General features: G+C 64.7%; 12 protein-coding genes. 10 read left to right on the forward strand and 2 right to left on the reverse strand.

The genetic code is table 11. The features are described from left to right. Positions 1-61 precede the first annotated feature (61 nt). Complete coding sequence (locus RHM57_RS01585) at positions 62-2,551, forward strand: glycosyltransferase (RefSeq protein ID WP_322189457.1); 2,490 nt, start codon at positions 62-64, stop codon at positions 2,549-2,551. Here the strand turns inward: RHM57_RS01585 and RHM57_RS01590 are convergent. Next, positions 2,548-4,089, reverse strand: a complete 1,542-nt coding sequence (locus tag RHM57_RS01590; protein ID WP_322189458.1) for a DUF2142 domain-containing protein — start codon at positions 4,087-4,089, stop codon at positions 2,548-2,550. The two genes, RHM57_RS01585 and RHM57_RS01590, sit on opposite strands and share 4 nt — an antisense overlap. 190 nt (positions 4,090-4,279) lie before the next feature. On the opposite strand from RHM57_RS01590, the gene RHM57_RS01595 reads away from it, so the two are divergent. The 8 genes from RHM57_RS01595 (at position 4,280) to RHM57_RS01630 (ending at position 13,653) form a co-directional block, all read left to right on the forward strand. Next, entirely contained in the window at positions 4,280-5,443 is a 1,164-nt protein-coding gene (locus RHM57_RS01595) for a glycosyltransferase family 4 protein (RefSeq protein ID WP_322189459.1), read from the forward strand. 1 nt (position 5,444) lies between these two features. Then, positions 5,445-6,191, forward strand: a complete 747-nt coding sequence (locus RHM57_RS01600; protein WP_416173102.1) for a glycosyltransferase family 2 protein — start codon at positions 5,445-5,447, stop codon at positions 6,189-6,191. Beyond that, the gene (locus tag RHM57_RS01605; protein WP_322189460.1) at positions 6,188-6,565 is read left to right on the forward strand and encodes a DUF2304 domain-containing protein; all 378 of its coding nucleotides are present in this window, start codon (positions 6,188-6,190) and stop codon (positions 6,563-6,565) included. Before RHM57_RS01600 ends, RHM57_RS01605 begins: the two co-directional genes overlap by 4 nt. 98 nt (positions 6,566-6,663) lie before the next feature. Then, the gene (locus RHM57_RS01610) at positions 6,664-7,716 is read left to right on the forward strand and encodes an NAD-dependent epimerase/dehydratase family protein (protein ID WP_322189461.1); all 1,053 of its coding nucleotides are present in this window, start codon (positions 6,664-6,666) and stop codon (positions 7,714-7,716) included. Then, a complete protein-coding gene (locus RHM57_RS01615; RefSeq protein ID WP_134449045.1) occupies positions 7,709-8,617 on the forward strand; it encodes a glycosyltransferase family 2 protein in 909 nt (302 codons plus the stop codon). Before RHM57_RS01610 ends, RHM57_RS01615 begins: the two co-directional genes overlap by 8 nt. After that, positions 8,614-10,470, forward strand: coding sequence for a methyltransferase domain-containing protein (locus tag RHM57_RS01620; protein WP_322189462.1), 1,857 nt, complete (start codon positions 8,614-8,616; stop codon positions 10,468-10,470). The genes RHM57_RS01615 and RHM57_RS01620 overlap by 4 nt, the downstream gene beginning before the upstream one ends. Before the next feature lie 30 nt (positions 10,471-10,500). Further along, positions 10,501-11,511: a glycosyltransferase family 2 protein gene (locus RHM57_RS01625; protein WP_322189463.1), complete on the forward strand. Its 1,011-nt coding sequence runs from the start codon at positions 10,501-10,503 to the stop codon at positions 11,509-11,511. Between the two features lie 111 nt (positions 11,512-11,622). Beyond that, a complete protein-coding gene (locus RHM57_RS01630; RefSeq protein ID WP_322189464.1) occupies positions 11,623-13,653 on the forward strand; it encodes a hypothetical protein in 2,031 nt (676 codons plus the stop codon). Positions 13,654-13,681: 28 nt separating this feature from the next. Here RHM57_RS01630 and RHM57_RS01635 read toward each other — a convergent pair whose 3' ends face one another. Further along, positions 13,682-14,593 (reverse strand): glycosyltransferase family 2 protein, encoded by a 912-nt coding sequence (locus RHM57_RS01635; RefSeq protein WP_322189465.1) that lies wholly within the window; start codon positions 14,591-14,593, stop codon positions 13,682-13,684. 66 nt (positions 14,594-14,659) lie between these two features. On the opposite strand from RHM57_RS01635, the gene RHM57_RS01640 reads away from it, so the two are divergent. After that, positions 14,660-15,922 carry a lipopolysaccharide biosynthesis protein gene (locus RHM57_RS01640; protein ID WP_322189466.1) on the forward strand — a complete coding sequence of 421 codons (1,263 nt, stop codon included), beginning with the start codon at positions 14,660-14,662 and terminating at the stop codon, positions 15,920-15,922. Positions 15,923-15,924 lie beyond the last annotated feature (2 nt).

Raw genomic sequence — 15,924 nt, forward strand, 5'->3', positions numbered from 1 at the left:
CGTTGCGTCAGCGGGGGCTTGGTAGGGTTTATGCGCACACCCACAAGTCAGGAAGCCATTCATGCCGAAGAAGCAAGCGGGCGTAGTGTCCGTCATCCTCGTTAATTTCCGAGGAACCGATGACACCATCGAGGCCATCGCCCAGCTCGGCCGGATCGATTGGCCGGCAGATCTCCTCGAAATCGTCGTGGTCGAGAATGCCTCCGGTGACGACAGCGCCGCGCGAATCCGAGCTGCAGCACCTCATGTCGTTCTGGTCGAATCAAAGGATAACCTCGGGTTCGCCGGGGGCTGCAATCTGGGCGTGAAGGCATCCTCAGGAGAATTTCTGGCGTTCCTGAACAACGATGCCAAGCCTGACTCCGCCTGGGTGAGGTCCGCAATCAGTCGTTTCGACCAGGATCCAGAGATCGGCGCCATCGCGAGTCGAGTGCTCGATTGGGACGGTCTTCTCGTCGACTACATCGGATCGGCCATGACCTGGTTCGGGCAGGGTTATAAGCCCTTGACCGCCCAGGCGGTCCCCACCGAACCAGACCACGCGCGCGACGTGCTGTTCGGGACGGGTTCGGCGATGTTCGTTCGTCGAAGTGTCTACGATGCGCTCGGCGGGTTTGATGAGCGATTCTTCATGTTCTTCGAGGATGTCGACTTCGGCTGGAGACTCAACCTCCGCGGATGGCGTTTCGTGTACGAGCCGGCGTCCCTGGCGTTCCACAAACACCACGCGTCCATGACGTCGTTCGGCGCCTTCAAGGAAACCTATCTTCTCGAACGAAACGCACTGTTCACCCAGTACAAGAACCTCGGCGACGAGGCGCTCGCGAAGATCTTTCCAGCGACCCTGGCGCTGACTGTTCGTCGGGCAGTGGCTCGTGGCAAATTGGATTCGACGTCACTCGATCTTCGCAAGGGTGGCGACAACGGCCCCGTTCAGGAAGTCGCCAGGGATACCCTCGCCGGTGTATACGCCATTGACCAATTCGTCGAGAACCTGCCATCCCTCGTGGAGTCTCGGGACCTGATCCAGTCGACTCGTGTCGTTCCCGACAAGACCATCTGGCGATTCTTCGGTGAGACCGACGCCCCGTCCTACCATTCAGAGCATTATCTGAAGGGCTATGAAAAGATCGTCAACGCGTTCGGTGTCACGGAAGCTCCGGTCGTGACGCGTGTCCTCGTGATCACAGGCGATCCCATCGGCGCCAAAATGGCAGGTCCGGCGATCCGAGCCTGGAACATGGCCGCAGCCCTCGCCCGTGAAAATGACGTCACGCTGGTCACCCTCGCCGGTGCCGAACCCGTGGATGCTCCGTTCGAGATCGTGCATGTGCACCCGGGCGATGACCGAATGATGGGTCGCCTGGAGCAGCGGGCGGACGTGATTGTCTTCCAGGGGCTCGCGATGGCGCTCTTCGATTCACTGAGGAAGACCAACAAGATCGTCGTTGCCGATATTTACGACCCGATGCACCTCGAACAACTGGAGCAGGGCCGCGAGCAGGGTGCGGTGCAGTGGAACAAGCAGGTTTCCGATGCGACCGACGTGCTGAATGAACAACTTTCGCGCGGCGACTTCTTCATGTGCGCCTCCGAGCGCCAGCGGCATTTCTATCTCGGCCAGCTCGCAGCCCTTGGTCGTCTGAACCCCGCGAATTATGCCTCCGATCCGGATCTGACCGGTTTGATCGAAGTCGTCCCGTTCGGCCTCAACGGAGTATTTCCTCCTGCGACTCGGCCCGTACTGAAGGGTGTCCTGCCGGGAATCGGGGCGACTGACAAGCTTCTGCTCTGGAGCGGAGGTTTGTATAACTGGTTCGACCCGGAAACCCTGATTCGCGCCGTTGCCCGACTGTCGGAAACTCACAACAACGTCCGGCTCTATTTCCAGGGGACGAAGCATCCGCACCCTGGCGTACCCGAGATGGGCATCGTCGCCGAATCACGGTCCCTCGCCTCAGATCTCGGCGTGCTCGACAGCAGCGTCTTCTTCAACTCCTCGTGGGTCGACTACGCGGAAAGGCACAACTACCTCGGAGAGGCCGATGCAGGTGTCAGTACCCACTTCGCTCATGTCGAGACGACCTTCTCCTTCCGCACCCGAATCCTGGACTATCTGTGGGCCGGGCTCCCCATGGTCGTCACAGAGGGCGACCACTTTGCGGCCCTCGTCCAGAGTGAAGGCCTCGGTATTGTCGTACCGCCCAACGACATCGACGCACTCGCGGTCGCATTGGAAAGAGTTCTCTTCGACGACGAATTCGCTCAGGGAGCGCGGGCGAACATTCAGCGCGTGCGCGCTGACTATGAATGGAAGACGGTCCTTGCTCCGCTCGTCGACTTCGTCGCCAATCCTCGTCATTCGCCCGATCTCCTGGCCAGCGGCGTCGTGACTCCCGGAGAAGCCAGAAAGTCGCATCGACGTCCAGAGGTGCGACGCAAGAAGCATGGTCTTCGCTATGACGCTGGACTCTTTGTGCACTACTGGCGCGCCGGAGGCGTCAGGGCAGTCGCCAAGAAGGTTCGGAGCCGGCTCAGCTATATGCGCTAGTCCGGAGCCCGACCCGTCTGCCATCGCTCGGTGGTGCGCTCGGTGGCGGCGGGCTCCACTTCGAAGAGGCCGACGTACCGGGATTGAGTCATCATCAGCAGAACGGCTGCAACACCGGCGAACGCCAAAGTCCCGGTGATCCAAACGGCCATCGGTGACGGACCGATTTTCCACCACCATTCGAGACCAGCGTTGAGATTCCAACCGATGGCATCGCTCCCTGTGACATAACGCCGAAGGTTGAAGTGCAGAGCCACGGAATTGGCGACACTGAGACCGACGACGATGAGACCCGCTTGAACCCGTCCAAGTGCGAGCGCGCGCCCGACGGGCTGGAGAAGGGTAATCCCCGCCAGCAGGATCATGAGCGGCAAGATGTAACGGGGCTGGACCTGCTCTCCTACGAAGGCCTGGGAGCGCACGAGAACGTAGGTCGGAATCGCCCACATCATGCTGAATACAGCAGTGGTCGCCAGACCCTTGCGCCATGACGTCGACTGAAGGCCGGCAAAGACCGTTGCGCTGAATACGGAGACGGCCAGAACCCATACAAGACTCGGAAGTATTGTGTCCAGCCAGCCGAGCCCCCAGAAGCCCAAGGCGCCCACCCAGAGTTGGGGAACATTGAGGACGTTCACGAACAGAAGCTGCTGCCAATCGCTTCCGCTTGCGTTCGAGGCAAGCCCGGATTCGGCAAACGAAGACTGGCCCGACGAGAAGTAGAAGAACGCAGCCGTCAGCGCCAGGGCGACAGGCAGGGCCAATGACACCAGAAAACGCCGGGTTCGCCGGGCGGCGATCAGGACGACAATCCCGATGGCAAGGACTGCGTAGAGGGCGGCATCGGCTCGCGCCGCAGATCCGATGACCGTGGCTGCTGCGGCTAGCAGGCCGAGTCCCAGACGGCGCCGACCGTGCGTCTCAAAGTATCCCAGAAGGGAGATCCAGAGGGTGCCGGCCGAAAGAATCGCCCAACTGCCGGGATTGGTCGACGGGATCAGGAACATACCCAGTGGAACGACCGAGACGACCAGGGCGATGGGTAACAGCGGTCGTCTGGCGGGTGGCAACAGCCAGAACAACGCCGTCGTGAACGCGACGAACAGGAGGGCGTTGAACGCTCGCATCAGGAGGACTGAGATCGTGATGTTCGGCCCGGCAAACATCCCCATGACGGAATAGAACAGTGGGGGGTATGCGCCGGTCCAGTTGCCGCGACCAGTCGCGATCATCGTCGTGACGCTGGATGCGATGTCTCCGCCCTGGCAGGACGCGGTCTCCGTGGGTTTGAACGCGTAACACGCGGAGGTCGTCACCGATTCAGGCACAACTCGCTCTGCCTCCGACGGCCCCGTCTCGCAGAGGCCCGCACGCAGTCCGTCCCCGCACCAGATGCTCGCGAGGTGAAAGTCGTCATCGGGGCTCGCGCCGACAGGCGAGGCTGTCGCCCAGCTCAGGAGAGCCACGAGAGCGAGGAGGGGAACCATCACCGCCGTCAACATCCGCGCCTGCGCAGGAGAAATCACAGTGAGTGTCACGTGGTGAGCTTACCTGCCGCCCGTTCGCGGTCGTCCGGAACACCGGACCGCGGATGCCGCCCCGAGCGGATGCCCCGCGACCGTCCCCGTCGACGCGAACCGCAGGGGGAATAGACTCAGAGCGAAAACGGATATCCGGGGGAGCACCGTGGCGATAGAGGTCGAACCGGGTGACTCTGGTGCCGTTCACGTGGCGATCATCGTCAACAGTTATCCCCCACGCCTGGGCGGACTCGAGAGCCACGTCTTCCAGCTGGCCAACGCCGTGCGCGCTGCGGGCGCACGGGTGACGGTGGTGACACTGGACGTCACCCCCTCCGACGTCGACGAGGACGGAATTCGTGTTGTCCGGTTGCGCAGGCATGTCCCGGTCGCATCCGTCATATCGTTTCCGGCGTGGGGAACGGCTCGTCGGCTCAGTATCCTGCTTTCAACGATCGGTGCGACTGTAGTGTCCACCCACACGCGCTTCTTCCCGATGTCCTACGTCGGGCTCCGGGCCGCGCGGCTCGCGGGCATTCCCGTGATCCACACGGAGCACGGAGCCGGGTTCGTCCGAACCCCTTCCCGCGTCATCCAACTTGCCTCACGTCTGGTCGACCTCAGCGTCGGCCGGACCGTCTTGCGGCGTGCGGCTGCAGTGCTCGCCGTGTCGGCACCGGTTGCCGAGTTCGTTTCCGCGCTCGCTCGCCGGGAGTCTGTAATCTTCCCCAACGCCCTCCGGATGGAGGACTGGCCCGCGTTTGCCGATGATGCCCCGCCGACTGGAATAGCGTTCATCGGCCGGCTGGTGGGGGGAAAGGGATGGGAGGAATTCGTCGACGTTGCAGCGACGCTTCTGACGGAACCCGAGTTCGACGGGCTTCAGGTCCATATGCTCGGTGACGGGCCGGACCGTGAGAATCTCCGGACGCGGATTCGGTCTCGCGGGATTGACGGTCGTGTCCATCTCTACGGCCACGCGGATATCGCGGTCATCAGGTCAGTCCTGCACGGTTCGGTGCTCGTCAACCCCAGCCGGCTGGCGGAGGGATTCCAGATCACGCTGCTCGAGGCCGCAGCATCCGGTGCCCAGATCGTTTCGTTTCCGGTTCCGTCGGTTGCGCCTATTCGTGCGGATGGAGGTCCCGTGCGTGAAGTCCGCGAGCTCTCACTGCAACCACTCATTGACGGCGTTCGGGATGCCTTGCGACGCCCATTGCCCGCCATGCCCAGGCCCGTTCTGGAGGCCCACTGGGCATGGGCGAGCCGGGCTCGGGAATATCTCGCGATCGTCTCGCGCCTGCATGGCGGGCACCCAACGCAGACTCCGGGCGCCCCCACGCGCCCGGAAGACGTGACGGGCCGAGAATAAGATGGAGCACGTGCAAACGGCTTTGGAGAAAACCCTCATCGTGATGCCTGCATTCAACGAGGAAGAATCGGTGGGCGCCGTCGTCCGTGAAGTACTCGACCAGCTGCCCGGTGCCGGGTGCCTCGTGGTTGACGATGGCTCGTCAGACAACACGGCCGTTGCGGCGCGTGCGGCGGGAGCGCTGGTGGCCGTTCTGCCGATCAACCTGGGCGTGGGTGGGGCGATGCGACTGGGATTTCGCTACGCCCTCGAACATGGCTACTCGAACGTCGTCCAAATCGATTCCGATGGCCAGCACGATCCGGGCACCGTACCGGCGATGCTCGCCGGTCTCGCAGACGCGGATCTGGTCATCGGCGCCCGATTCGCCGGGGCAGGAGAGTATGTGGCGTCCGGTCCCAGACGGTGGGCGATGATCGTTCTCTCGTCACTCTTGAGCAGAATATCCGGGACCAGGCTCACCGACACCACGTCCGGCCTGAGAGCCAGTGGCCCCCGAGCGGTCATGCTCTTTTCGAAGCACTATCCGGCCGAGTACCTCGGCGACACGGTCGAGTCTCTCGTCATTGCCGTTCGTGGAGGGTGTCGTGTCATGCAGGTTCCCGCATCCATGCGCGTGCGATCCGGCGGAACGCCCTCGCATGGCGCCGGCAAGTCGGCGGTCTATCTCGGCAGGGCGATGATCGCACTGTTGTTCGCCCTCCTAAGACCCCCACTGGGCCGACGCGCCGAGGGCGGCACAGCATGACCCTGACGAGCTATGTGCTCGGGATAGCCGCCGCGCTCCTGACACTGGTCATCGTCGTCGAGCTGCTCCGCCGAGGACGCCTGCGCGAGAGGCATGCCATCTGGTGGATGGTCGCCGGCATTGCCGCGCTCCTGGCCAGCATCTTCCCGGTCACGCTCGAGTGGACCGCGCAGCTCCTCGGTATTCAGGTTCCGACGAACCTCGTTTTCTTCGTGAGCATCGCGATCCTCTTCCTCGTCTGCCTTCAGCACAGTTCCGAGCTGACCCGCATGGAGGGGCGGGCGAGAAGTCTCGCGGAATCCATCGCCCTGCTCGAACTGCGGCTGCGCGACGTCGAAGGAGAGGTGCCCGAACGGCAGCCTCCACCCCGCTGACGACCCAAAGTGGTGCTCCGCCGCGACTATGGGGCTTTCCACGGGGCGTCTAGACTGGTCGAGTTGTCCAAACGGGGCAGGGGGAGGACGGTCACACCATGTCGGCTGGCACTGTACTGATTACGGGAGGAGCGGGCTTCATCGGCTCGCGACTCTCACATTCGCTCATCAACCATTTTGACGAGGTCGTCATCGTGGACAACTTCAGTCCGCAGGTGCACAACGGCCGCCGGCACTCACAAGACCTCCATCCCGCCGCGGTTGTAATCGAAGGCGATGTGACCGAGGTCGAGACGTGGAACCGCGTCCTCGACCGTACCCACCCTCGCGTCGTCGTGCATCTGGCCGCCGAGACGGGCACAGCCCAGTCCTACGACGAAGCCACGCTCCACAGCATGACCAACGTGGTCGGGACGACCCGCATGCTGGACGCCCTCGGTGCGTCCGGAGCGCTGCCCGAGGAGATCGTGCTCGCCAGCAGCCGTGCCGTGTACGGGGAAGGATCCCTCCGCAACGCCGACGGCATCGTCGTGCCCGCGGAACCGCGGACCACAGCAGACCTCACCCAGGGAATCTGGGCTGCGGCGGGCTCCGAACCTGTTGCCATGGACGCGCGCTTCACGCAGACACGCCCGGTCAGTATCTACGGTGCCACCAAGGTCGCGCAGGAGCTCCTGCTCAGGGCATGGTGCACCCCGCGCGATGTTGCTCTCGGAATCGTCCGGCTTCAGAACGTCTACGGTGCGGGCCAGTCGCCGACGAATTCGTACACGGGAATTCTCCCGCTGTTCTGCGGCGTCGCCAGAAGCGGTGAGAGCATTCCTGTCTACGAGGACGGCGAGATCCTGCGTGACTTCGTTCACGTCAGCGACGTCGTTGAAAGCATCCGCCTGGCGATCGTTCACGGACGCAGCGGACTCTGGGACATCGGATCCGGAGTCCCGGCGACGATCGGCCAGGTCGCCACGATGATCGCGGACAGGTATTCCGCGCCGGCCCCCACGGTCACCGGCCAGTACCGTCCGGGCGATGTCCGCGCCGCGTTTGCGGACAATTCCGCTGCGACTGCGGACCTCGGCTGGTCGCCGCGAGTCTCCCTCGATGAAGGGCTGACCGAACTCATCTCCTGGCTGGAAGACATCCGTGCCTGAGTACGCTGAACAGTCCGTCACCGTTCAGTGCGTCCTCTACAATAACGACGTCGGCGCCATCGAACGGGCACTCGAAAGTCTCAACCGCTGCGCTGAACTGGCCGTCCCCGAGGGAGCCGTCTGGCCTATGCAGGTGGCCTACGGGGATGCGTCCCCGCGTCCCCTGCTCGACACCGACGTCCTTGAGGCCTGGGCCGAGAGGTTTCCCTCCCTCCGAATCCGCTACGAATGGTTCGGCAGGAATACCGGTTCCGCTCTCGGGCACAATCTCATTGCCGAGCATCTGGACACGGACCTCGTCCTCATCATGAACCCGGATGTCGTGCTCGCCCCCCGTGCCCTCGGGTTCCTGATCCGTTCTCTGGACGACCCGCTCGTGGGCATGGCCGAGGCGAAACAGCTCCCCATCGAACACCCCAAGGACTACGACCCGGTGACCGGGGAGACGATGTGGGCTACCACGGCCTGCGCGCTGATCCCGCGCGATCTCTTCGTCGAACTCGGCGGCTTCGACAGCGACACCTTCTTCATGTACTGCGATGATGTGGACTTCTCGTGGCGTGTTCGTCTAGCCGGCCGGCTGGTCGTCTTCCAGCCCGCCGCGACGGTGTTCCATGACAAGCGCCTCGGCGACGACGGACAGTGGCAGCCCACCTCGGCCGAGCAGTATTACTCGGCTGAGGCAGGGCTCCTCCTGGCGCACAAGTGGTCTCGCGATGACCTCGTCGAGAAGATAGCCGGCTACTTCCGCTCTTCCAAGGACGAAACACTGCTTCGCGCGGTCGCCGAGTATGAGCGGCGGCGTCTTGCCGGTTTACTCGCCCCCCAGGTGGATTCCGACCATGTCGTCGGAGTGTTCACTCCGACGAACGAATACGCGAAGCACAGGTACCTTCTATGAGCGGCAACCCGTATGACAACGCCTATGCGGTGGACAACGTCTATGGGCACACGATCGCGCTCCTCAAGGAGTACCGGATTTCCGACGGGGACGGTGTCCACCTCGACCTCGCGGCCGGATTCGGCGTCATCGGCGAGGTCGTCCAATCGGAACTGGGCAGGCAGTACGTGGGGGTTGACCTCGATTCCGAGGGTCTTCGCTCGGCACGCGCCCGTGGCCTCGAGATGCACGCTCACGACCTGACACTGCCGGACACGTTCTCGTTCATCGAGAAGATCCTGGCCGGTCGCAGGGTGCGTTCCATCTCCATCCTGGACGGGCTCGAGCACATCGGCACCGCGAGCGGCCTTCTCGATGTCATCGCCCAGCTCTGCCGCAGCAACGACGCGCACGTCGTCGTCAGCGTGCCCAACGTCACGCACCAGGACGTGACCCACAAGCTTCTGCTCGGCGAGTGGGACTACACCGTGTCCGGTCTCCTCGACGCGACGCACATCGAATTCTTCAGCGAAAAGTCCCTCGTGGCGAAGTTGGGCGCTGCCGGACTGCACAGGGTCGGGATGCAGAACGTCGAGCTGTCGCAGAGCGACCAGCATTTCCCGTCCACCCATCCTGCGTTGCAGGACGGAACGACTCTCAACTCCTTCCTCCGCTACGTCCGTGAATCCGCCGAGTCCAATGGCCGCGTGAACCAATTCGTGTGGTCCTGCGTTGCGGGTCCCGCGCAGGCGTCTCATCTTGTCGACAGCACCGACGTCCAGGACGACCGCCCGTTCCTGACGATTCTCACTCGCACACAAGGCCGACGCATCGCTGAACTGCGGGAAGTGTTCAACTGCCTCGCAGGACAAACGTCTGACGACTTTGAGGTCCTTGTCCTCGGGCACAAAGTGCTCACCTCTGACCAAATTCAGGTAGAACAAGCCATCGAAGATAATCCGCGGTGGCTCAGAGAGCGAATTCGTTATGTCAAGGTGGACCACGGTGGGCGTGCGACTCCGCTGAACGTCGGAATGCAGTCTGCACGTGGTCGGTATGTCGTTGTGCTGGATGACGACGACAATGTGTTCGCCCACTGGGTCGAGGCCTTCCTGACCAGCGAGAGAAGGAAGCCCGGTGCGCTCCTGCGCGCGGTCGCGACCATGCAATCGGTCGATCGGGTCACGGTGCGTCAGGTTCCGGGGATCCGGGCGATCGGCAGCCCCAAGTTCCCATACGCCCCGAGTTTTTCGTTCACATCGCACCTCGTGAGCAACAGCACGCCGCTTATGTCGATCGCTTTCCCGCGAGGGATTTTCGACGACCTCGGAATGACCTTCGACGAGACCATGACGACCACCGAGGACTGGGACCTGATCCTGCGCAGTGCGGCGATCGTCGGCGTGGAGGACTCCAAGAAGATCACCGCGATCTATCACTGGTGGGAGACCGAAGAGTCCTCGAGAACGGAACATGAATCCCGCGAGTGGCAACTCAACCATCTCGCCATCGACCGAAAGCTCGATGCCTTACCCATACTTCTGCCGATCGGGGAGGCCCGCGCGGTACGGGACCTCGTGACAGGACGGGCGGGGAATGGCGGCGATGAGGACCACAATTCGGCAGTCCAGACCAACACGCACCTTCGGATCGGGCTGCTGCGGCGGATCGCGACCATCCTCGAATCGCGATCGTGGCGCATCCAGGCGCCCATGCGTGCCCTGTCGCAGCTCTTCGGCGGCGGACCGGCCCTTCGCATGAGCGACTGCGTCACCTACTCCACGGACGAGCTGGCATCGACGATCCAGAAGCTCGAGGCATCGCGGTCCTGGCGAACGACGTCCTGGATGAGACGGGCGCGTCGCGTCCAATAGGACCGGCGGGGTCTGCGGGGAGAGGGCACGATGACTGGCGAATCCACACCACCCTCACACGTTTCGGTTGCTTTGTGCACGTACAACGGGGCCGCATTCGTCGGTGAGCAACTCGCCAGCATCCTGGGCCAGACGCTCCGGCCCGACCAGATCGTTGTTTCGGATGATGGGTCAAACGACGCGACCCTGGATGTGATCGATCGTGTCGTTCGCGAGTGGCGCAGGACGAACGCGGGGCTCGGCATCGAGCTCGTCATCATCCGGAACCCCGAACCACTGGGCGTGGCAGTGAACTTCGAGCAGGCTCTGGGCGCATGCACCGGCGACCTCCTTGCGCTGAGCGACCAGGACGATGTCTGGAAGCCGAACCGCCTTGAGCGGATGGAGACGGAATTTGCGCGGCGCTCTGACTTGCTGCTCCTGCACACCGACGCCCGGCTCGTAGACGGCGCCGGGCATCCGCTCGGCACCACCCTTCTGCGGACCCTTTGCGTGACCGACGCGGAACAGAACCTGGAACACCAGGGCCGGGCCTTCGAACTCCTCCTCCGACGCAACATCGTCACCGGGGCCACCACGATGCTGCGGCGGGAGCTCCTGGAGCGCGCCCGCCCGTTTCCGATCGCGTGGGTGCACGACGAATGGCTGGCCATCGTGGCCGCAGCGACCGGGAGCATGGATCTCCTCGACGAGCAACTCGTCGACTACCGACAGCATGGCGGGAATCAGATCGGGGTGACGACCTTGGATGCCGCGGGTCGACTCGGGCGCCTGCAGGCATCCCGCAGTGAACGAAACCGGCGCCTGCTGGAGAGGGCTGAGGTTCTCGCCCAACGCGCACCTGAACTCGCCCCACAACCTGGACCGACCGAGCTCGCACTCATTAACGAAAAGCTCGATCATGAGCTGATGCGCAGTTCGTTGCCCGCAGCGTACGCGGCGCGCATCCTCCCCGTTGTCCGTGAGTGGCGTACCGGACGCTACGCCCGGTTCGGGCGTGGCGCCCAGGACGTGCTGCGCGACCTTGTGCAGCCCGTCTAGGCCCTTTCGATGGCCCTGGCACCAATCGTCTACTCTGGGTGAGGGTCGGCGCCGGGGGTGCCCGTGGCCCCGATGCGGACGTATTCCGCGCAAGTGATGGAGGAACTCGCCGTGCCACAGGATCTGACGCCCGTTGTCGGGCGATCGCGGCTGCACGCCTGGCGCGACGGCTATCGGCGGTTCACCGAACCGGGTACGGACGGCCTGCCGCGCACGCGGGTCCTCCTCGCCTTCCCCGCGCTGCTCCTGATCCTGGGCATCGTGCTCGTCGCACTCGGAATCAACGGGTCGTCCTCAGGCGTCTTCCACAGCCAGATCGCCTACGGCAGTGACTCGAGCCTGATCGCGGGCACGCCACAGCTCACCAGGTCCGATGAATGGAACGTGCAGACGGTGTGGGCGATCGCCCAGGTGCAGCAGGGGCTTCCGCTCGTGAACGAGACGTTCCCCGGCGGGATGGATGCGACGTTGCCGCAGGACCTGCCCCGGGTCGACTGGACGGTGGCCTTCCGGCCCCACCTCTGGGGATTCATGGTCATGGACGTCGACCACGCGATCGCCTTCAAATGGTGGCTCCCCGGGCTCGCACTGGCGGCCGCCGCGTACATGTTCCTCGTCACGTTGCTGCCCAGGCGGCCCGGCGTCTCCGCGATGATCGCCGTCGGATTCCTCTACAGCCCGCTCTTCCAGTGGTGGTACCTGTCCACGACGCTGTGGCCGGTCGTGTGGGCACTCACCGCCATGACGGCGTTGATCCACGCGTTCTCGAGCAGCTCCCTGCGGTCCCGATGGGGCTGGGCGGCCCTCGTGGGCTACCTCACGGTGGTCATGGCGACAGGCATCTACGTGCCCTTCATCGTCCCGGCGGTACTCGTCGTGCTGTTCTTCGCGATCGGCCTCGTGATCGAGCGTCGCCGGGAGAACAGAGGGCTGCGGGCAGTGCTCTCGCGGGTCGGACCGGTGCTCGTGGCCGGGCTCGCGGCATCCGCCGTGACGGTTCTCTGGCTCGCGACCAAACTCACGACCGTCGAGGCGTTCCTCGGCACCACATACCCGGGCAACCGGGTGACACCGACCGGTGGCGGCAGCCTGCTGAGCTTCGCCTCTGCGATCGGATCCTCGTTCACGCAGACCCTCAATGCGCAACGCCCAGGACTGCTCGGAGCGAACGGCTCTGAAGCATCGACCTTCTTCTACATCGGCATCTACCTGCTGCCCGTCGTCGGGTGGATCGTGTTCAGGCAGGCCAGGGCGAAGCGGATGCTGCCCTGGACCCTCATCGGGCTCACCGCGGTGGTCCTGCTGCTGCTCGCCTACCTGTACGTGCCCGGATGGGATGCGATCGCCCGGCTCCTGCTGCTCGACAAGACCAGCCAGAACCGCGTGCGGCTGGGCATGGGGCTCGCGTCCCTCGGCCTGCTCGCCTACGTGCTGCGGTACCTGGACGAACACCGGGTGCGGGCAGGCTTCTGGATCGCCGCGATCTCGGCCGGCCTGTTCGCGCTCTCCCAGGCTGCGATCGGATATGTGGCCATCCGGCACCTCCCCGGAATGCTCGAGGCCGTGCAGCTCTGGTGGCTCTGGGCGCTGCTCTCAGCGGCGGCCATCTACTTCGCCGCGCGGCGTCAGCCGAGGCTCGCCGCGACCGCGTTCCTGATCGTGACGATCGCCGGCTCTGGCCTGAGCAACCCGATCTACAGCGGGGTACTCGACCTGCGCGAGACGGCGGTGTCCCGGGCCGTTGTCGCCCTCGACGCTTCGGCGCCGAAGACGTGGGTCGGGATCGGCGGCGGACTCACGACTGCGGTACTGCTGGAGTCCGGCGTGCGTGCGGAGAACGGCTTCCAGGGTGCACCCTCCCGCGCCATGTGGGGCGTCATCGACCCGGCGAACCAGTATGCCTTCCAGTGGAACCGACTCGCCGGCGTGAGCTGGGTCGCGGGCCCCGGGGAGCCCGTGGTCTCCAATCCCGCTGAGGACCAGATTCGGGTCACCTTCGACGCCTGCTCCGCGTTCGCCCAAGCGAACGTGGGCTACGTGCTCGCAGACGACCACCGTCTTGACGCGACCTGCCTGAAGCCCGTGCAGGCTTTCGAGCTGCCGAAGGCGACCCTGGAGATCTACCAGGTCGTCCCGCGCTAGAAACACGCCGCCCGGCTCTCGCCGGCACCTACCGGCGTTCGACCGGCTCTGCGAGGCTCAGGCCGAGGGCGTGCCTGGCCAGAATGCGGATGCCGGCCGTCTGACGAGCGGAGACGGCCTCGGGCAGGCGTGTGAGGGCATTGATCCGCGAGGAGATGTGCCAGCGGGCCGTGCGGGCCGCTCGAGGCCAGCCGTGCTCCTCGAACTCGGCCGCGAGTGCCCGGAAGAAGCGCTGCTCCTCGACGAACCTGCTGCCCTCCGCCGCCCGCCACGACGAGACGCTCGAGGCATGGCGGCGATATTCGAAGACGACCTCGTCGTCGAGCAGCAGGCTGCCGCCCTGGAACGCCACGTCGAGGGCGAGGCCGAGGTCCTGGATGACCGAGAGGTTCGGCCGGAACCCCACCGAGGCAACGGCCGAGCGGCGCCAGGCGATCGCGGGGAAGTTCATCCAGTTGCCCCTCGTCACGCTCACGGCGAGCTTCTCGCCGCCCAGCTCGATGGTGCCGCGCACGTGCGGGCGGTAGAGCGCCTTCATCCGGTCGACGAGCGGCCGGTAGACCCGGCCGTCGCCGTCGATGACCCGGGTGCCCGGGTGGATGAAGTCCGCGGTCGGATGCGCCTGGCCGAGCGCCTTGACCCGGGCGACATAGCCGGGCAGCATCACGTCGTCGCAGCCGAAGATGGTCAGCCACTCGTTCACGGCCAGGTCGATCGAGGCCTGGAAGTTCACGTTGATGCCCGCGTTCACCGGGTTGCGCCGGTAGACGATCCGCGGGTCGGCGAGGCCGACGAGCCACTCGCCGGCCGTGACGTCGGGATAGCAATCGTCGATGACGACGAGACGCCAGTCGGGATCCGTCTGCGCGAGGACGCTCTCCACGGCGATGCGGAAATGGTCGACGCGGCCGTAGAACGGCATCATGATGTCGAGTGTCACGCGGTTCTCCCTCGCGGCATCCGGTTTGGAACCGCTGCTTCCGTGTTCGCCGAGTAGCATTCACAGGTGAAACCATCTTCGCTCATGTCCCAGGCAGCCATCTCCACCGGTGGTGTCCTCGCCCAGGGACTGGCCCGTTTTGCCTATACGGTGTTGATCGGCCGTGTGATGGGGCCGGAGGATCTGGCTCACGTTTCGGCCTGGATCGCCCTGGCCCTGATCCTCTCACTGCTCTGGCCGACCGGAGCGGGAAACGCGGCCGCGCACTTCCTCGCGCACGAGCGCGCCCTCGGCCATTCTCCTGTGACCGCCCTCCGACTGATCCAGCGATCGTTCTGGATCTCCTGCGCCGGAATGCTGCTGATCGGGCTTCCTGTCGCCATGATCGCGCTCGGGGCGGACATCGGCGACACCATCGCGATCGGGGTTCTGATCGTGACGTGGTCCGGCTATGTCCTCGCGCGGGGGATCGAGGTCGGCCTCGGCCGGATCACGTCTGCGGCAATCTGGGACGTCATCTCCTCGGCGACGACGATCGGTCTCCTCACGATCGTCCTGGTGACACGCCTTCCCGGGGCGCTCCTCTGGCCGATCGCGATCGGCTACGCCGTCTTCGCGCTGCACTCGCTCCGTGGCGCACACCTCGGCCACGACGAGCTCCGGCAGGAGAGCGCGCTGGAGCCGGCGCGCATCCTGAAGTTCATCTCCTGGAATTCCCTCGGATTGCTCGCCTCGAACGGGCTGATCCAGTTCGCGATGGTGTTCGTATTCATCGTCGAGCCACCGCTCACGGCCGGGTTGTTCGCCGCGGCGATGTCGCTCGCCACCCCCGCGTCGATGCTCAGCCAGGCCATCACCCAGGTGCTGATCCCGCGCTTCACCGAGTGGGTGGCGGCCGATCGGGTCGCGTCGCGGCGCCGGTACCTGATCGTGTTCGGAGTAATGTTCCTCGGCCTCGGCGCCGTCTTCGGAGCTGTCGCCCTCGCCAGCCCGATCGTCGTCGACGTCGTCTTCCACGCGACCTACCGGGAAGCCGCACCGATCATGGCCTTCCTCCTGATCGGCGTCTTCGCCTTCTCGATCTCCCTGGTCGCCACGGCATACCTGCTGACGACGGGGCGCACCCGGGTTGCGACGGCCGCGTCGGTCGTCGGCCTGGTCGTCGGCCTGATCGTCATGGTCGCGGGCACGCCGGTCCTGACCGGGTCGTGGGCGGCCGTGGCCGGAGTCATCTCCGGGTATACCGTGACCGCAGTGTGGGTCATCGCCGCGTCGTTCGGGCGCGTGCAGGCGGATGCACCGCGCGGCATCCGTGTTCCACTCGTCTAGGG

This window comes from Cryobacterium sp. 10S3 (genome assembly GCF_034344045.1).
In the GTDB taxonomy this organism is placed as follows: domain Bacteria; phylum Actinomycetota; class Actinomycetes; order Actinomycetales; family Microbacteriaceae; genus Cryobacterium; species Cryobacterium glucosi.